Raw genomic sequence first — 17,773 nt, 5'->3', positions numbered from 1 at the left:
GCCGCACAAAACCGCTTTTTCAATTTATGTTATAATGCTAGATTGAAACTAAAAATATGCATTTGCGCGGAGGTTTTTTTGTGGCTTCACAATCCTTTCTGCAGCTGAACTCAATATTTATCAGTATATTAATAGAAGCGATTCCGTTCGTTTTGATCGGGGTTTTTATATCAGGTTTGATTCAAATGTTTGTGACGGAGGAGATGATGGCGAAAATCATCCCGCAAAACCGATTTCTCGCCGTTTTGTCAGGGACATTTGCCGGGGTATTGTTTCCGGCTTGCGAGTGCGGCATCGTTCCGATTGCCCGCAGGCTGCTTTTAAAGGGCGTACCGCTTCACGCAGCGGTCGCCTTCATGCTGACGGCCCCGATCATCAATCCGATTGTGTTATTCTCGACATTCATCGCTTTCGGGAACAAATGGGATGTTGTGTTCTATCGCGGCGGGTTGGCGATTGCGGTGTCTCTCATTGCCGGGCTGATCATCTCTTATCAATTTAAAGGGAATCAGCTGATCGAGAACGGGACACGCGGCCATCACCACCATGCCCATGTGAACCAGTCTTTCCTGCAAAAGCTCGGCGGGACGCTCCGCCATGCAGTTGACGAGTTTTTCTCAGTCGGAAAATATTTGATCATCGGCGCATTTGTCGCAGCGGCAATGCAGACGTATATTAAAACATCTACCCTTTTGGCGATCGGGCAGAATGATGTATCTTCCTCCCTTGTTATGATGGGGCTGTCATTTGTGCTGTCCCTTTGTTCAGAGGTCGACGCTTTTATTGCTTCTTCTTTCAGCAGCACGTTTTCACTCGGCTCACTTATCGCCTTTCTTGTATTCGGAGCGATGGTGGACATCAAAAATCTGCTGATGATGCTCGGCATCTTTAAAAAACGCTTTGTGTTTGTCTTAATCGCCTACATCGCCGTTATTGTCTTAGCCGGATCACTGTTGGTAAAGGGGTGAGAACATGTTTCGCACATTCATTTTAATGTTGTTTACGTTTTTCTTTTTTCATCTTCATGCATCCGGCAATCTGACAAAATATATTAATATGAAATATGCTTACCTTTCATACATCGCTATTTTTCTTCTGGCCATTTTGACAGCGGTGCAATTCTACATTTATATGAAAGGGTCGGACGAAAAAGGATGTGACCGCGACTTCGGATGCGGCCATGATCACGATCATGAAAAAGATAAGCCTTTTCTGAAAAGGATGTTCATTTATTTCGTGTTCATCTTCCCTTTATGCACCGGACTTTTTCTGCCGGCAGCGACGCTTGATTCCAATATCGTCAAGTCGAAGGGCTTCTCGTTCAAAGCGATCGAACAGCCGGAGCATTATGCCCAAACCCAGTACCTGCGCCCTGATACAAGCATCTACTACGGCGAGGAAGGGTACGATGAATTGATGAATAAAGCGCTGAAAAATTATAAAGGAAAACAGCATATTTCATTAAAAGACGATGATTTTTTGAAGGGCATGGAAACGATCTATCAATATCCGGGAGAATTCCTTGACCGAACGATCGAATTCGACGGTTTTGCCTTTAAAGGGGAAGCGATCAATGATAAACAGCTGTTTGTTCTCCGCTTCGGAATCATTCATTGCATCGCCGACTCGGGAGTCTACGGTATGCTGGTCGAATTCCCTGAACATACGAATATTAAAGACGATCAGTGGCTCCATGTAAAAGGAACGCTGTCTTCCGAATACTATCAGCCTTTCAAATCTACGATTCCTGTGATGAAGGTGAAGGATTGGTCTCCTATAAAAGAGCCAAAAGATCCTTACGTTTATCGGACATATTAAAAGCCGGCACTTCATGCACCGGCTTTTCTTTTTCTGTTTACGATTTGTAGCCTGCTTTCTTCATCAGCATTAAATCGATAAACAATTGACATCTAGTATTAAAATCATTGAGATCGATCGATGTCATTTCTAATATTTGTTTGATACGGTAGTTGAGCGTGTTTTGGTGGATAAACAGCTGTTCTGCGGATGGCTTGACCTTGCAGTTGTTGACGAGATAAATTTCAAGCGTTCTCAAAAATTCGGTGTGGCTTTCTTTATCTTTTTCTTTCAGCAGCTGAAGGTCCGGGTTTACATATTGCAGATGATCGTTTTTTGCGGCGATTTGGTCAAGATACCTGAAAAGCCCGAGCTTTTGGTATTCATAGGGAATGTGTTCCTGGCTTCCCGTGATTTCAGCTGCTTTCGTCACTTGGAGCGCCTCTCTGTAGCTTCTGCCAAGGGACAGCGGGCTGCTGTACTCATTGCCGACCCCGATTAAAATAAGAGGCAGCATTTGCGAGCGCAAATGGGTCAACAGACGGTTGATCAGTTCTGAGGCCGCAGCCAGCGCGGAACGCTTGCGCGACACACTGCCGACAATGATGGCGATATTCGAATGATCCTCCAATACGTGACTGATATTATCTTTCAGGTTTAAATAAGACCGGATCGTTTCCTTCAGATCCTCGAGCAGTTCATCCTCCCCGTCAACGACTTGAAGCACCATGACGGTAAACACGGCCGGCAGGACAACGCTCGCCTTATCGGCGGCGGCTTTCAGCTCTTTTTCCGTTTGAAACTGATCGTTAATTGCCTTTTTGTAAAGCTCTTCCGCCTGTTCTTCTTTTTCTTGTTTGAGGCGTTTTTTCTTATAAATGATCTTCCCGACATGAAAGGATGCTTTGTATAAGAAATCAAGCTCTTCATCAGACAGGTCGTCTTCAATCTCCTGCACCCAGATATAGCCCATAATTTCGTCTTTATACTTGGCGCTGACGACAACCCGCTGGTTTAACCCGATTTCTTCAATCTGTTTTACCCTAAAAGGAGTCGGAATCGTTTTCAATTGATCAATAATGCCTTCTTCGACGAACTTTTCAAAGATCGGCAGCGGACATTTTTTGGAGAAAATCGTTTGCTGGTTTGCTGCATCAAAATGGTTAATATAATAGGAGTTATAAGCTAATAAGAAAAAATCTGCGCTTTCCAGTATGACCGGCTTTTTCAGCTCGCCGCTGATAAAGTCAATGATCTCATTAATGTTTGAAAGAGAAACAACTTGTTCTAATAGCTCTTCCATATCCTTTCTCCTACTCGTTTTTAACTTAATCATACTTCTCCTTTACACTCTTGTATAGACTTATATGCGACTTTTAAAAAAATGGGATCAATCCCCTGTTAGAAGGGGGGAGAAGGCCTATAAAAAGAGAGACGGAGAATGGTTCCCCATCTCCATCATCGTTGCAGTGTTTGTTTGTATTGCTCGAATTCATCAAGCACCTGCTGCTCCGGTTTTGATGTCAATAGACTGACGACAAACACAAACAGCAAGCTGGCGGCAAAGCCCGGAATCATTTCATAAAGAACATCGGAAAGTCCGGCTTCCGCCCAAATGATAACGGTAACTGCTCCGGCAACCATTCCGGCAAGCGCCCCCCATTTTGTCATCCTCTTCCAAAACAAACTTAAGATGATCACTGGGCCGAACGACGCGCCGAAACCCGCCCAAGCATAGCTGACAAGACCGAGAATCGTATTGTTTTTTGTCCAGGCGAGACAGAGTCCGACAATGGAAACCGCCAGAACCGAAAGCCGTCCGAAAAAGACGAGTTCTTTGTCAGATGCAGAGCGTTTAAATAGCGTTTTGTATAAATCTTCAGTTAGAGAACTTGATGTAACTAGCAGCTGGGAGGAAATTGTACTCATAACCGCTGCTAAAATCGCCGAGATTAAAAAGCCTGTGATCAGAGGGTGAAACAGGATGTTCCCCAATTGAATGAAGATCGTTTCCGGATCATCCAAGTGAAGCCCATTCTTCGAGTAATACGCAATACCGAGCAATCCGGTCAGCAGTGCGCCCGCACTTGAAAAGATCATCCACCCCATGCCGATCCGGCGCGCTTTCTTCGTTTCCTTGACAGAGGATATCGCCATAAAGCGCACGATAATGTGAGGCTGTCCAAAGTAGCCGAGGCCCCATGCGAACAAGGAGATGATGCCAAGGACACTCGTTCCTTTAAAAATATTGAGGAGGTTAGGATCGATCGACTGGATTTCGCTGAAGGCTTCTCCAGGTCCTCCCGTCTGAATGACCGTCACAATCGGAACAAGAACTAACGCGACAAACATAATGATACCTTGGACAAAGTCCGTCCAGCTGACTGCCAAAAACCCGCCGAAAAGCGTGTAAGCCACGACGACGCCCGAAATGAGCCACAGCCCTGTATGGTAATCCAAATTAAACATGCTGTTAAATAAAACGCCCCCGGAAACCATTCCTGATGATACATAAAACGTAAAAAAGGTAATAATGACGACTCCGGAAAATATTCGCAGGATCTTTGATTTGTCATGAAAGCGGTTTTCTAAAAATGCAGGGATGGTGATCGAATTGCCTGCTACCTCGGTGTATGACCTCAAGCGCGGCGCCACAAAAATCCAGTTCGCCCATGCACCGAGTACAAGGCCGATGACAATCCATGAACCGCTCAGGCCTGTTGCAAACATGGCGCCCGGCAGCCCCATCAAAAGCCAGCCGCTCATGTCTGATGCGCCGGCGCTGAGCGCCGTGACAGCAGGCCCGAGCGTCCGTCCGCCAAGCATATAGTCTGAGAGGTTTGCTGTCCGTTTGTAAGCGTAATACCCAATATAAAGCATCCCTACCATGTAAATCACGATGGAAATGATCAATTGTACGTTCTGAATAAGAATCTCCCCCCAAGTTGCCGTTTATCTAAATTTTTAGACTAATTTCTCTTTTTTTGAAGGCAGCCTATGAAAGGCTGCCTTCGTCCCCCTGTTTAACCCCTTTTCTTACACCTTAAAACGTTTCACTGATCGTTTTCGCCTGCATGTGAAGCGCAAGATAATCAGGGCCGCCCGCTTTAGAATCAGTTCCCGACATTTTGAAACCGCCAAACGGATGGTAGCCGACGATCGCCCCTGTACAGTTGCGGTTGAAATACAGATTTCCGACATGGAATTCTTGTTTTGCTCTGTTGATATGGTCGCGGTTTTTAGTAATGACCGCGCCTGTCAGGCCGTATTCGGTGTTGTTGGCAACTTCCAGCGCCTCATCAAAGCTGCTGACTTTTGAGAAAGCAACAACAGGTCCGAAAATTTCTTCCTGCATTAACCGGGCTTTCGGATCCAGATCGGCAAAGATCGTCGGATCGATGAAGTAGCCTTTTGAATCATCGCCTTTTCCTCCGCTGACTAAGCGGCCTTCTTCTTTTCCGATTTCGATATAGTCCATGATTTTATTATACGATGCCTGGTCGATGACAGGTCCCATATAAACGTCCGCGCTGTCAGGCTCTCCGACTTTCTTGGACTCCGTAATTTCGATTACGCGCTTCAATACTTCGTCATATACCTTTTCATGCACGACAGCCCGTGAACCTGCTGAACATTTTTGGCCTGCAAAGCCGAAGGCAGATGTGAAAATTGATTGTGCAGCCAATTCAATGTCACAATCCTCATCAACGACGACCGTATCTTTTCCGCCCATTTCAGCAATCACTTGTTTTAAGTGTGTCTGACCAGGCTGAACCTTCGCTGCGCGCTCAAAAATGCGCGTTCCGACTTCCCTTGAACCTGTAAACGTAATGATGCTTGTTTTCGGATGATCCACCAGGTAATCCCCGACTTCAGCTCCGCTTCCAGGGACGAAGTTAACTACTCCTTTTGGAAGTCCGCTTTCTTCAAGCACTTCAACGAACTTGGCAGCAATGACAGGCGCTGCGCTTGCAGGCTTCAGAACAACCGTGTTTCCTGTCACGATCGGCGCAACCGTCGTTCCGGCCATGATCGCGAAGAGGAAGTTCCAAGGCGGAATAACAACCGTTACACCAGTCGGTGTGTACACATATTGATTTCGTTCGCCTTCACGGCTGTTAACCGGCTTTCCTTTCGCAATCTCAATCATTTGCCGCGCATAGTATTCCATAAAATCGATCGCTTCTGCCGTATCCGCATCCGCTTCATTCCAAGGTTTACCTGCTTCTTTGACTAGAAGCGCAGAAAACTCATGCTTTTTGCGGCGCACATTGGCAGCCGCGCGGAATAAAACAGCCGCTCTTTCTTCAGGATCTGTGTATCTCCAAGTTTCAAACGCTTTCGCAGCCGCCTGAATGGCCTTTTCCGCATGATCCTGAGTAGCCTTGGATACCGTGCCTACAACTTCTTCTTTGTTTGCAGGATTGATCGATACAATCTTGTCTTCCGTTTCATACCTTTCTCCATCGATAACAAGAGGATAGGACTGACCCAGCCATTCGTTATTTACCGTTTCCAGAGCTTTTTCGAATGCCTTCCGGTTTTCTTCGATCCCGAAATTTGTAAATGGTTCGTGTTTGTAAGGTGTTGTCATGCTAATCTCCCCTTTTTATCGTTTTATTTCTTCGTCATGCCTTTAAACGCAAAAGCGATGTTGGCAGGCCGTTCGGCAAGCCGTCTCATAAAGTATCCGTACCAGTCGTCTCCGTAAGGAAGATACACACGCATATTGTAGCCTTCCTTCACCAGTTCCACCTGAGTTTTGCTGCGCATCCCGTACAGCATTTGAAATTCGAAGCGGTCTTTGCCGATTTGATGCTCTTTCGCAATTTCTTTAGTGTAATCAATCATCTTGTCGTCATGAGTTGCGATGGCTGTGTAATGGCCGCTCAGCAGCTGCTTTTTAATGAGCTTTTTGTAATTCTCATCCACATCTTTTTTGTCAGGAAACGCCACTTGTGGCGATTCTTTATAAGCTCCCTTCACAAGACGGAAAAACGGATTATACGGATTAAGCTCCTCCAAATCCTGTTCGGTCCGGTACAAGTAAGCCTGCAGGACCGTGCTGACATACTCGTATTTCTGCCTGAACTCCTTAAAGAGGTCAAGCGTCTTTTGGCAGCGTACTTCATCTTCCATATCGATTGTAACCATCACTTTGTGCTGTTCAGCACATTCCAGAATGCTGGTCATATTATCCCTGACAAGGTCAAGGTCAATATCGAGCCCCAGTGACGTCATCTTTAATGAAACATGTGAATTAAGCTGTTCCTGAGCAATCAGCTGAATGGCCCGAATGCATTCCTGCGTGCGTTCCCTTGCGACTTCCCTGCTGTCTACAAATTCGCCCAAATGATCAACTGTGACAGTCAACCCTTGTTCGTTCAGCCCCTTAATAATCGGAATTGAAGCTTCAAAATCTTTTCCTCCGATAATTTTTCCGGTCGCGACGGAACTCCCCCAATTTCTCGCCAGGCGATTCAGGATGCTGCTTTTAGATAAGAATAGGAAAAAGTCTCTTGTTATCACTTCCATTACTCACACCCCGCCATCTCATGAAATATTTCTTTATATTCTTAATTTTATAAGAGCAAAGGGTCGATTCACAATATTTCGAAAAAACAAAAAAGCTGACGATTTTTGTGGTTTTTCCACAATGTTTTACATCTGCTGGGATTTTTTCAGAAACTTTCTTCCTAAAACTTGGTTGGTATACGACAATAGAATCAGGAAGAAACTTCGGTAAAGAACAGGATGCGTTTTCGGCAAACCCGTTTTTGCGAATGCCCTTTCTGCCGTTCCGCGCCGCTTTATTTGAAAACGCTTTCTGTTATACTCAACCATTTCCCTATGAATGCAAAGAAAAAACCCTTTAAGAATACTTAAAGGGAATACTATGTTATGCCCACACCTCGTCTAGCGTTTCTCTAAACAGCCGGTCAAGCTCCTGCGTCAGATCTTCATGATCTGTTTTATATGCTTTGGCAACCGTCTGAAGCCGCTCCAATTCACGATCAATAAATGCGTGGAGGATAGGGTTTTGAGGTTCAAGATTGAACTCCTCCCCTTTCTTTTTCCTCTCAAGCAGCTGTTGGATTTCCGTTTTCAGCGGTCCATCTTCCGTAAGTTCGTCAAGCAAAACCTGAAATTCAATCGGAGGAACCGTCCGGCGGCTTTCAATCCACTGACAAGCCAGAATTGGGCGGAGCACATAAAAATATTTTTTGATTTTCACTTCTTCCCGCTGCAGATAGTGGCGGAAATTCCCTGATGCCATATTGAGATAATGGTACATGCAGGAGACTGGAGAAAAGGCGCGGCTTTTCAGCCGCCTCATGTTTTCCGCCAGCGAATAGGCTTCATAATAAACCGTTCCCGAGGAAAGCCATTCGAGAAGCGGAGGGTTTGATTTCCTAAACAGTCTTAACGCTTTTGTCAGCTCCCAACCGCTGATATCGAGAGAATCGTCAATCGGCAGTTCAATCACATCGCGCTTTGCATCAATTGACAGATACCAGTCTTTTTGATGGACATAAATAAATCTGACATCGTAATCACTGTCCTGTGAGGGAAAGCCCCAGGCTCTGCTGCCCGATTCAACCGCATAGAGGATTTTAACACCGTATGTCGCTTCAATGTTTTTCAGTTCTTCTTGAATTCGCTGTTTCATAATAAGTGCACCGCCAGTTTATCGTTTCTATTATTTACATTATAGTGTCTGCTCAGGCATTAAGCGACTTTTTTGCGGTCGCAGAGCCAGAAAAGATCTTATCCAGAGAAGTGGCCGCCGTGTATCTTCGGCCTGCCCGTTTTTATGGCGGCGGGACGCCAAACGGTCAAACAAGACCGAAAGAGCCAATGATCAGACAAATCATTGGCTCAATATATTGACACAGCGATAGAAGCAGCTTAATTAAACGTTTGTTTAAGATCAGCTAAGCCCCAGCATCTCCACAATGTAGTCGGCCGTTTCCTCGGCAGACCGGTGATCTGTTTCGACTTTCAAGTTGTGGAATGCATACATGCTCTTTCTCTCATTAAACAGCTGTTTCATTTCTTCGATTGAGCGGTTATGAAGAACCGGCCTGTTCTCAATCAAGAGATCCATCCGCTGCTTCCAACTCTCCCATGTTAAATCAAGAAAGATGACAAAGCAGTGTTCGAGACACTTCTTTCTGATGTCCTCCTGTTGGAAAGCGCCTCCCCCTAAAGATACGATGCTGCCCATTGTATGTTCGCACATCTGAAAAATATAGTCTTTTTCAGTCTGTCTGAAAAACGCTTCCCCTTTTTGTTTAAACATCTCCGGAATAGTCATTTGAAAGTCATTTTCAATCTGCTGGTCGATATCGATAAAGTCGCGGTCTAATTTCTTTGACAGAAGCTGACCGATGGTTGTTTTCCCGACGCCCATAAACCCGATCAGCACGATATTCTTATCTCTCATTGCGGCATTCATTTCCAGCTTCTACTCCTCCTTGCATAAAGGAATCAAATATCTTAATTATATGGCAAATCCAGCTTGAATGATATAGGGTGCCTGTTAATAAAAAAAGAGGCTGAAGTCAGCCTCTTTTTTGCTATTTCCACCAGTCGTCAAACATTGAAGCAGGGACTTGGCGTTTGTGCTCGGATGCCTTATAGCGTTTTTCGATCGCCTCGGCCACCTCGCTGGAGACGGCTTTTCCTTCAAGGTAGTCGTCGATGTTATCATACGTCAGGCCGAGCTCTGTTTCATCGGATTGCTGAGGTTTTTCATCAAGCAAATCGGCGGTCGGAGACTTCGTATAAAGCCGCTCCGGCGCTCCCAGTTCTTCCAGCAGGCTTCTGCCCTGGCGCTTTGTCAATCCTGTTAGCGGCAAAAGGTCTGCGCCTCCGTCTCCGTATTTTGTGAAGAATCCGGTAACAGCTTCTGCAGCATGGTCTGTTCCGATCACCAGCAGCTGATTTTGACCCCCGATCGCATATTGGGCAATCATCCGGACTCTTGCTTTTACATTGCCTTTGTGAAAATCGGCAAGCGCCTCTCCCGTGACTGACTGATATTGATCAGCAAAAGAGCCTACAGTTGAAGCAATGTCAAAAGCAAAAGACTTGTCCGGCTGGATAAATTTGAGTGCCAGCTGGGCGTCATCTTCATCCTGCTGAACGCCGTAAGGCAAGCGGACCGCAATAAATTCCGCCTGAACGCCTTCTTCTCTCAATTCTTCAACAGCCAGCTGGGCAAGCCTGCCCGCCAATGTGGAGTCCTGTCCTCCGCTGATGCCTAAAACAAAACCTTTGGCACCCGTTTTTTTCAAATAGCTTTTTAAAAAACCGACCCTTTTTTCAATTTCCTGTTTCGGTTCGATAGAAGGCTTTACATTCAGTTCCTGCATGATTTTTTCTTGTAAAGTCATCCGTCATTCCTCCTTTTGACTGAATGAACCGTAATGATTATGTCTTTAACTATAGCATATGTTTTATTTCAAAGTGAATATTGAGGTGCGCAGAGAGCCTTTCCTCCCTCTTTTCTTCGTGAATAAAAAAGGCGCCCCCTGGCAAAATAACAAGAAGATTTAGAGGGGTTGAAACGATGAAACGACAAGCGAAAAAAGGAGATTTAAAATGGTGGCAGCTCTCCATGATCGGAGTCGGCTGCACAATTGGAACGGGGTTTTTTCTCGGTTCAAGCATCGCGATTAAGAAAAGCGGCTTTTCCGTATTAGCCGCCTTTCTTCTTGCTGCCCTTGGCACTTTTCTCGTCTTTCAGCAGCTGGCGAAATTAACGGCGGATCATCCTGTTGAAGGGTCTTTTTGTTCTTATGCCAGGGAGGCCTTCGGCAATTGGGCGGGGTTTAGCAATGGCTGGGTCTACTGGTCATCGGAAATGCTGATTATCGGGAGTCAGTTGACGGCGATCTCCCTGTTTACACGCCATTGGTTTAACCAGGTTCCGCTGTGGGTGTTCGCCTCCATTTATGCGGTTCTCGGGCTGATCGTCATTTTCACAGGGCGCAGCAGTTTTGAAAAAACGGAAAACATACTGGCCGTGTTGAAAACGGCGGCCATTTTAATGTTTATCATCATCGCTGTCTTGGCATTGTGCGGGCTGTTACCAGGAAAAACGCCTGACGCGCAGTTCCCTGACCGGGTTCACGAGTTGTTCCCTTTCGGCTTTATGGGATTATGGACGGGGTTGATTTACACATTTTACGCCTATGGAGGAATAGAAGTCATGGGTCTGATGGCGATTCACTTAAAAGACCCGAAAGATTCATCAAAATCAGGGAGCCTGATGCTCATAACCCTTGCTGTGATTTACGTCGCATCGATCGGGCTGGCCATGCTCCTAGTCCCCCACGGGGCATTTACCGAACAGAACAGCCCGTTTATTACGTCATTAAAAGACTTTCATCTCGATTTGATCATGGATATTTTCAATGGCATTTTCATTATCGCCGGTTTTTCAACGCTGACTGCTTCCCTGTTCGCTGTCACCACACTGATGGGAACAATGGCGAAAAATGGAGATGCACCGGCCTGCTTTGCGAAAAAAGAAAAGGCGAAAGTATCGTGGCCGGCACTCGGCCTGACGGTGCTCGTTCTCGCTGCTTCCATCGTTCTGTCACTGCTTTTGCCGAAGCAGCTTTATGAACATATGACAACGGCCGCCAGCTTAATGCTGCTCTATAACTGGATGTTTATCCTGCTTTCCAGCAAAAAGCTCACAAAGCCAAAAATGAAAGGGAATGTCCAGATTATCACAGCGCTTGTCCTGGTTTTATTTGCCGTTTCAGGTACGTTATTTGAAAAAAACAGCAGACCCGGCTTTTTTGTGAGCCTTCTGTTTCTTGCCGTTATTGCTGTTGTGACAATGCTGATGAAAAAAAGGTGGGCCCATCAGGAACAGAAAAACGGGCAGACATAATCAGCCTCCCGCCTTCAGCAGTTCGAGCATCCCCTGATAGCCGAAGTAACATCCGAAAACAATTAGACTGATGCCCGCGAGCCAAGTCGTTGCTTGGATCATCCGCGGGCTTAAAAATGTTCTGAATGTCCCCGCAAGAAAAGACATGGCCAAGTCCCACAAAAAAAGTCCGATTAAAATGCCTGAACTGCATATTAGCAGCTGGTATGATTCGTACGTTTCTACCGTTTTCGCCAAAATGCTTCCGTAAATGCCGAGCCAGAACATGATGCTCAGCGGGTTTGAAAGGGAGATCACCAGCCCAGACAAGAAAGATTTGCGGTATGAACCTTTCTCTCCCGCACCTCTCATCAGCGATACTTCCTTCGCCTTGACCAGGCTCTCGATCCCCGTATAGGTCAAAACAAAAAAACCAAACAGCCATAAAAACGTTTTTAAGAATGGCGCTGTCAAAAATTGAGCGACTCCAAAGTAGATTAAAGCCATATATAAGACATCCGCCGTCACAGCGCCAAGACCAAACAGCCAGGCATGAAAGAAGCCACCTTTCATCCCCCTGTCGATCTGCGCCGCATTCACAGGGCCGACAGGTGCGGCCAAAGACAAGCCCAAAAACACATAACTCAGGAAGATGTTTATCATATCTCGTCCTCCTTCCGCGGATAACTTGTACAATGTATTCAAAAAGAGGAGATGATAGAACAAACAGATTAAAAAGCCTTTTCCCATTGCGGGAAAAGGCTCTTCTTTATATGCCAAGCTTTGAAAGTGCAAATGTCCAAATGCAAATGATGAAAAGCAGGATCAAGCTATATTTAACGGTTTGGCTGAAAAGCTTTGATTCCTGCCCTGTCTCTTGGACCGCGGCTGTTGCAATCGCAATCGACTGCGGTGAGATCAGCTTGGCCATCACGCCTCCCGCGGTATTGGCGGCAAGCAGCAACGCTGAGCTTGTCCCGATTTGCGCTCCGGTGACAGCTTGCAGGTGGCCGAATAATGCATTGTTGCTGACGACTGAACCTGTGATAAACACGCCGATCCAGCCCAATACGGGACTGACGAACGGAAAAATATCCCCTGCTTTGGCAAGCGCCAGTCCAATGGTTGAACTCAATCCGGCATAATTGGCCAGGTTTGCAAAACCCATCACAAAGCAAATGGTCAGAACAGGAAGCCACAGTTCCTTGACCGTCTCTTTCAGGCTGGAAAGTCCTCCGCGGAAACTGATGTTTCGGCTCAGCACAATCGTGAAGATCACGGCGATCAGTATCGCCGTACCCGTTGCTGAAATGAAGTCAAGCTTCATCACGGCATCAAGCGGTGCCGGTTCCGGAGCGATTGGCGGCGTTTTCAGCACTTCCCGGTGAAGAAAAGGCATGTTGAATAAAATCGTCGATTGTTTCAGCCATCCGCCTTCCTGAAAAAGTCCTTTAAAACCGGGCAGGCTCCACACCGCAATGACGGCGGTCAAGATATAAAACGGAGACCAGGCTTTCATAATGTCTGCTGCATGATATTTTTCAGCGGGTTCATGTTCATTCCCGGTTTCTCTGTATATGTGACGCGGCTGCCACTTTTTCAAAAACAGCGCCAGCGCTCCCATACTGATTAAAGCGGCCAAAATGTCCGCAAGTTCCGGCCCCAATCCAATCATCGTTAAAGTCTGCACCGCCGTATAGCTTCCGCTTAATACAAGGAGAGCCGGCAGCGTTTCCCTTATTCCTTTAAACCCGTCCAGTATGAAAACGAGCAGGAACGGGACAAAGAAAGTGATGAACGGCAGCATCAAAGCGAGCGTTCTGGAAAGCTCAACCGGTGTCAAGCCTCCCATCTGTGCTCCTGTGATTACCGGAATTCCGATCGCTCCAAAGGCGCCGGATGCCGCATTCGCAATTAAACATAGAGATGCCGCTTTTAAAGGTTTAAAACCAAGCTCGACAAGAAGAACGGCGCTGATCGCAATCGGCACGCCGAAGCCTGCCGCGCCTTCCAAAAAGGCGTTAAAACTGAACCCGATCAGCAATAACTGAAGCCGCTGGTCAGACGAAATCCCGGCAATGCTCGCTCTGATCACTTTAAACTTTCCGGTTTTGACAGAAATTTTGTAAAGCCATACAGCCATCAGGACAATATATCCGATCGGCCAAAGACCGTTTGCAATTCCAAGTAAAACGGCTGAGACAGCTTTCGCAGCCGGCATGTGAAAAAAGAAAACCGCTACAATAAAGCTGACCGCCAGCGTCAAAAATGACGCGATGATTCCTTTCATCTTCAGCACGGTCAATGCAAGGAGAAAGAAAAGAATCGGCAGAATGGCGGCAAAAGCGCTGATAAACAGATTCCCAAACGGATCGTATATCTGCTGCCACATTTTCATCATCTCGCAATCTTCATGATGTTAGTATCTTCATGATGTTCAGTTATGCCTGCAGTTCAAAATGCGGTTTTAAAATTGCTTTTAACACACCTGCGCTATGCTTGAATTGCTGTTTTTCCTTTTCATTCAGGTCGAGCTCAATAATTTCCCTCGCTCCGCATCGGCCGACAACCGCCGGAACTCCGATATAAACATCATTTTCCCCAAATTCGCCTTCAAGATGTGCGCTCACGGTTAAAATCGCTTCTTCATTGCGGTAAATCGCTTTCGTAATACGCGCGAGGCTCATGGCAACTCCGTAGTATGTCGCACCTTTTTTCTCGATAATGTGGTAAGCGGCGTTTTTAACATTGTCAAACAGTTCATCAAGATCTTCTGCTTTGTATTTCTCATTTCTTTTCAGCAAGTCGCTGACGGGAACTCCGCCGATATTCGCGTGGCTCCAGACAGGCAGCTCCGTATCTCCATGTTCACCAATGATGTAGCCGTGGGCATTGTGGGCAGCGACACCGAAATACTCGCTGAGCAAGTAACGGAAACGGGCTGTATCAAGTGTTGTACCGCTTCCGATCACGCGTTCTTTCGGAAGTCCGCTGAATTTCCAAGTCGCGTAAGTCAAGATGTCGACCGGGTTTGTAGCGACAAGGAAGATGCCGTCAAAACCGCTGGCCATGACTTCTCCGATAATTCCTTTGAAAATTCTCAGGTTTTTTTCGACAAGATCCAGACGGGTTTCACCCGGCTTTTGGTTTGCTCCGGCGCATACGCAGACAATGTCGGCGTCTTTGCAGTCCTCATATGTGCCGTACCATGTTTTCACAGGATGTGGGGCAAATGCTTTACCGTGGTTTAAATCCATGACATCGCCCATTGCTTTGTCTTTATTTAAATCAATGATCACAAGTTCGTCTGTGATACCTTGGTTAATTAACGTAAATGCATAACTGCTTCCAACAAAACCCGCACCGATCAAAACTGTACGGTTTACTTTTTGGTTTCTCATGACTCATCATTCCTTTGCCGTTTGTTTTAAAATCTAAGCTGTTTGTGAAATTCTTCACATTCATATTGTGCAATACTTCACATACTTTTTCAAGTGATATACATTTTTATTTATGTCTATTTTGTGTCTCTACATACTTCTTCCTTAAATTTGTACATTTTTTGGTAAAAATATGCCTTACAGCTAAAGAAAAATTGGTAAACGTGCTGCAAAAGACTGCTTTATCTGCAAGTGCATCAGGCCCATTCCAATCTAAGTTTCCCCTTTTCAACAGTCATAACACCTCAAATCTTCAGCAACATTCAATCATCGCCGGGTATAATGCCGTCCAAATTAACATTTTAAATATTCAATCTTTTAGTTTGTTAGTAAAGCTGACAAAAATACTGCCAACCCTATTCTATTTTGTCATGATAAATTCTAGAATCTATCGGATGGGGAGTGTTGCAATTGAAATTGGCGGATTTGAGGAAGAGCGGACACGCGCCTTCCTTGTTGTCATCTTTTTTATATTTCGATGTCAGCTTTATGATTTGGGTGTTGCTGGGGGCGCTTGGTGTTTATATGACGGCTGATTTTGATTTATCTCCATCACAGGTCGGATTGATTGTCGCCATACCTACTTTGGCCGGATCGTTTTTCCGGATTGTGCTCGGCATTTTAACCGACCGTTTCGGACCGAAAAAAACGGCTATTGGCGGAATGCTGGTGACGATGATTCCGCTGATATGGGGGTGGCAGTTCGGTTCATCGGTCGCCGAGCTGTATATCATCGGAATTTTACTCGGTGTGGCAGGCGCAAGCTTTTCCGCATCCCTGCCAATGGCGAGCCGCTGGTATCCGCCGCACTTGCAAGGCCTTGCCATGGGGATCGCCGGAGCGGGAAACAGCGGAACACTGCTCGCTACACTATTCGGCCCTCGCCTGGCGGAGCAAGTGGGCTGGAACGGCGTCATGGGATTGGCGCTGATTCCTCTGATACTCGTGTTATTCAGCTATTTCCTTATGGCAAAAGAACCTCCGAATCAGCCGGCGCCTAAACCGCTCAAAGACTATTTTGCTGTTTTCAAAGAAAGGGACACTTGGTATTTTTGCCTTCTCTACAGCGTAACATTCGGAGGTTTTGTCGGCTTGTCCAACTTTTTAAGCTACTTTTTTGCATCCCAGTATGCCGTTCCGGCGGTAAGGGCCGGCGAATTTGTCACGCTCGTCGTTGCATCGGGAAGCTGCCTCCGCCCTGTCGGCGGGTTGATTGCCGATAAAATCGGCGGCGTGCGTCTGCTGCAATTCCTCTTTATCGGGGTGGCTCTGTGCATGTTCTCAGTCAGTATGCTCCCATCTCTTGGCGTTGTCACAGCCGCATTATTTATCGGCATGGGCTGCCTCGGGATGGGGAACGGCGCGATATTCCAGCTTGTACCGCAGCGATTTCAGCAAGAGATCGGGATGGTGACGGGAGTCGTGGGCGCTGCGGGGGGAATCGGCGGATTCTTCCTCCCGAATATTCTCGGAACGCTGAAGCAAATCACGGGTACGTATTCAAGCGGATTCCTCACCTTTACCGTTATCGCATTTTTGGCACTCGGACTGCTTTTGCTTGCTCAGGCCGGATGGAAAAAACAGTGGAAAACCGAGGAGAAATCAATTCGAATATAAAGGGAGCCGCTCGATTCTTTTCGGGCGGTTTTCTATTCCTGCCAGGACCGTGACGATTGGATGCTCGTGTGAATAGAAGCAGCGTATATCACCCTGATCCTCCCGATTGTTGAAATGAAGATTCAAGCACTTTTTTCGCGAATTCCAGCATCCCGCTATCGAGCGGGTAAAGCCCGTTTGGCTCTTCAGATTTGCGAACCTTCCAAAATCGATTGGCTAAATCCTCATGTCCCTTAAATGAGTGATCAAACAAGCACATGATATCCTCCGCGATTTTGCTGTTTTTCACAATCTTACTCACATAATGCGGCGCGGGAAGCTTTTCAAAAGAGATTCGTCAAATTCGAATACCAGATATTCATCCATATCATGTTGTCCGTATAAAGCAGGATGCCGATGACGATCATCAGCGCGCCGCCGATTTTCATGAGCATATTCGAATATTTCATAAGCGGCCTGATGTTTCCGATAAAAAACGCCATGAGCAAAAAAGGAATGGCAAAACCTAGAGAATATGCGGTGATCATCATGAATGCGCTCCCAAAATCAGGGTTCTGAAAATTTGCATATGCGATCGTTCCGAATATAGGCCCGATGCACGGCGTCCATCCCGCCGCAAAAACCATTCCGACAAGCATTGAATTCAACAAGCCTATTTTCCCTCTTCTAAACGAAAGGCGCCGCTCCTTCATCATGAAAGCCGGCCGGAAAACGCCGAGGAGGAACAGGCCCATGACGACGACAAATATTCCGCCCAGCATGCGGATCAAGTTATGGTATTGCAAAAACAGCAGGCCAAACGAGCTGGCGGAGAAACCCAATATGTAAAAAATTACAGAAAAGCCGACCAAAAAAGCAGCCGCGTGAATCATCACCGATTGTTTGATGCGCTTTGCATCTCGGTCTTTCAAATCGCTGACCGAAATCCCGGTGATGTAGGAAATAAATGATGGATACAAAGGCAGGCAGCACGGAGAAATAAACGACAGGAAACCGCCGCCGAATGCCAGCCATAAAGCGGCCATATACT

16 protein-coding genes are annotated in these 17,773 nt (G+C 46.3%); 4 read left to right on the top strand and 12 right to left on the bottom strand.

Annotation, left to right across the window (positions count from 1 at the left end; translation table 11 throughout):
- Nucleotides 1-56 precede the first annotated feature (56 nt).
- A complete protein-coding gene (locus M1D67_RS01980; RefSeq protein ID WP_050820827.1) occupies nucleotides 57-968 on the top strand; it encodes a permease in 912 nt (303 codons plus the stop codon).
- Nucleotides 969-972: 4 nt separating this feature from the next.
- Nucleotides 973-1,818: a TIGR03943 family putative permease subunit gene (locus tag M1D67_RS01975; RefSeq protein WP_026580503.1), complete on the top strand. Its 846-nt coding sequence runs from the start codon at nucleotides 973-975 to the stop codon at nucleotides 1,816-1,818.
- A gap of 37 nt (nucleotides 1,819-1,855) precedes the next feature.
- Here the strand turns inward: M1D67_RS01975 and M1D67_RS01970 are convergent, their stop codons facing one another.
- The 7 genes from M1D67_RS01970 to nadE form a co-directional block, all read right to left on the bottom strand.
- Nucleotides 1,856-3,100, bottom strand: a complete 1,245-nt coding sequence (locus M1D67_RS01970) for a PucR family transcriptional regulator (protein WP_023855679.1) — start codon at nucleotides 3,098-3,100, stop codon at nucleotides 1,856-1,858.
- 155 nt (nucleotides 3,101-3,255) lie between these two features.
- Complete coding sequence (gene putP / locus M1D67_RS01965) at nucleotides 3,256-4,677, bottom strand: sodium/proline symporter PutP (RefSeq protein ID WP_229029969.1); 1,422 nt, start codon at nucleotides 4,675-4,677, stop codon at nucleotides 3,256-3,258.
- A 163-nt stretch (nucleotides 4,678-4,840) separates the two neighbouring features.
- A complete protein-coding gene (gene pruA / locus M1D67_RS01960) occupies nucleotides 4,841-6,391 on the bottom strand; it encodes an L-glutamate gamma-semialdehyde dehydrogenase (protein WP_059230714.1) in 1,551 nt (516 codons plus the stop codon).
- A gap of 23 nt (nucleotides 6,392-6,414) precedes the next feature.
- On the bottom strand, nucleotides 6,415-7,326 hold the full coding sequence (locus M1D67_RS01955; RefSeq protein ID WP_171866290.1) for a proline dehydrogenase family protein: 912 nt from the start codon (nucleotides 7,324-7,326) through the stop codon (nucleotides 6,415-6,417).
- 370 nt (nucleotides 7,327-7,696) lie between these two features.
- Nucleotides 7,697-8,467, bottom strand: a complete 771-nt coding sequence (locus M1D67_RS01950; RefSeq protein ID WP_026580500.1) for a nucleotidyltransferase domain-containing protein — start codon at nucleotides 8,465-8,467, stop codon at nucleotides 7,697-7,699.
- 261 nt (nucleotides 8,468-8,728) lie between these two features.
- Nucleotides 8,729-9,256 carry a shikimate kinase gene (locus M1D67_RS01945; protein WP_059230719.1) on the bottom strand — a complete coding sequence of 176 codons (528 nt, stop codon included), beginning with the start codon at nucleotides 9,254-9,256 and terminating at the stop codon, nucleotides 8,729-8,731.
- 121 nt (nucleotides 9,257-9,377) lie between these two features.
- Nucleotides 9,378-10,196, bottom strand: a complete 819-nt coding sequence (nadE, locus tag M1D67_RS01940) for an ammonia-dependent NAD(+) synthetase (protein WP_020450077.1) — start codon at nucleotides 10,194-10,196, stop codon at nucleotides 9,378-9,380.
- Between the two features lie 176 nt (nucleotides 10,197-10,372).
- Between nadE and M1D67_RS01935 the strand changes: the two genes are divergently transcribed.
- Nucleotides 10,373-11,707: an amino acid permease gene (locus tag M1D67_RS01935; RefSeq protein ID WP_105980691.1), complete on the top strand. Its 1,335-nt coding sequence runs from the start codon at nucleotides 10,373-10,375 to the stop codon at nucleotides 11,705-11,707.
- Here M1D67_RS01935 and M1D67_RS01930 read toward each other — a convergent pair whose 3' ends face one another.
- From M1D67_RS01930 to M1D67_RS01920, 3 genes are all read right to left on the bottom strand, one after another.
- On the bottom strand, nucleotides 11,708-12,346 hold the full coding sequence (locus M1D67_RS01930) for a LysE family translocator (protein WP_023855684.1): 639 nt from the start codon (nucleotides 12,344-12,346) through the stop codon (nucleotides 11,708-11,710).
- A 109-nt stretch (nucleotides 12,347-12,455) separates the two neighbouring features.
- Nucleotides 12,456-14,078 (bottom strand): L-lactate permease, encoded by a 1,623-nt coding sequence (locus tag M1D67_RS01925; RefSeq protein WP_025810793.1) that lies wholly within the window; start codon nucleotides 14,076-14,078, stop codon nucleotides 12,456-12,458.
- Nucleotides 14,079-14,127: 49 nt separating this feature from the next.
- The gene (locus M1D67_RS01920) at nucleotides 14,128-15,087 is read right to left on the bottom strand and encodes an L-lactate dehydrogenase (RefSeq protein WP_048350469.1); all 960 of its coding nucleotides are present in this window, start codon (nucleotides 15,085-15,087) and stop codon (nucleotides 14,128-14,130) included.
- 450 nt (nucleotides 15,088-15,537) lie between these two features.
- Between M1D67_RS01920 and M1D67_RS01915 the strand changes: the two genes are divergently transcribed.
- Nucleotides 15,538-16,743 carry a nitrate/nitrite transporter gene (locus M1D67_RS01915; protein WP_079289461.1) on the top strand — a complete coding sequence of 402 codons (1,206 nt, stop codon included), beginning with the start codon at nucleotides 15,538-15,540 and terminating at the stop codon, nucleotides 16,741-16,743.
- Between the two features lie 88 nt (nucleotides 16,744-16,831).
- Here the strand turns inward: M1D67_RS01915 and M1D67_RS01910 are convergent, their stop codons facing one another.
- Both M1D67_RS01910 and M1D67_RS01905 read right to left on the bottom strand, forming a co-directional pair.
- Nucleotides 16,832-17,032: a hypothetical protein gene (locus M1D67_RS01910; RefSeq protein WP_025810794.1), complete on the bottom strand. Its 201-nt coding sequence runs from the start codon at nucleotides 17,030-17,032 to the stop codon at nucleotides 16,832-16,834.
- Between the two features lie 34 nt (nucleotides 17,033-17,066).
- Nucleotides 17,067-17,768, bottom strand: coding sequence for a cytochrome c biogenesis CcdA family protein (locus tag M1D67_RS01905; RefSeq protein WP_026580495.1), 702 nt, complete (start codon nucleotides 17,766-17,768; stop codon nucleotides 17,067-17,069).
- Between the last annotated feature and the right edge of the window lie 5 nt (nucleotides 17,769-17,773).

The sequence above is a fragment of the Bacillus sp. PK6-025 genome, from assembly GCF_056530265.1.
Note: the sequence above shows the minus strand (reverse complement) of the source record. Positions and strands in the feature narration are given on the sequence as shown.

Bases quoted from the DNA above. Each gene is read 5' to 3' on its own strand.
- M1D67_RS01980 (WP_050820827.1), top strand. From the start codon at position 57: ATGCATTTGCGCGGAGGTTTTTTTGTGGCTTCACAATCCTTTCTGCAG.
- M1D67_RS01975 (WP_026580503.1), top strand. From the start codon at position 973: ATGTTTCGCACATTCATTTTAATGTTGTTTACGTTTTTCTTTTTTCAT.
- M1D67_RS01970 (WP_023855679.1), bottom strand. From the start codon at position 3,100: ATGGAAGAGCTATTAGAACAAGTTGTTTCTCTTTCAAACATTAATGAG.
- putP (WP_229029969.1), bottom strand. From the start codon at position 4,677: ATGCTTTATATTGGGTATTACGCTTACAAACGGACAGCAAACCTCTCA.
- pruA (WP_059230714.1), bottom strand. From the start codon at position 6,391: ATGACAACACCTTACAAACACGAACCATTTACAAATTTCGGGATCGAA.
- M1D67_RS01950 (WP_026580500.1), bottom strand. From the start codon at position 8,467: ATGAAACAGCGAATTCAAGAAGAACTGAAAAACATTGAAGCGACATAC.
- M1D67_RS01945 (WP_059230719.1), bottom strand. From the start codon at position 9,256: ATGAATGCCGCAATGAGAGATAAGAATATCGTGCTGATCGGGTTTATG.
- nadE (WP_020450077.1), bottom strand. From the start codon at position 10,196: ATGACTTTACAAGAAAAAATCATGCAGGAACTGAATGTAAAGCCTTCT.
- M1D67_RS01935 (WP_105980691.1), top strand. From the start codon at position 10,373: ATGAAACGACAAGCGAAAAAAGGAGATTTAAAATGGTGGCAGCTCTCC.
- M1D67_RS01925 (WP_025810793.1), bottom strand. From the start codon at position 14,078: ATGTGGCAGCAGATATACGATCCGTTTGGGAATCTGTTTATCAGCGCT.
- M1D67_RS01920 (WP_048350469.1), bottom strand. From the start codon at position 15,087: ATGAGAAACCAAAAAGTAAACCGTACAGTTTTGATCGGTGCGGGTTTT.
- M1D67_RS01905 (WP_026580495.1), bottom strand. From the start codon at position 17,768: ATGGCCGCTTTATGGCTGGCATTCGGCGGCGGTTTCCTGTCGTTTATT.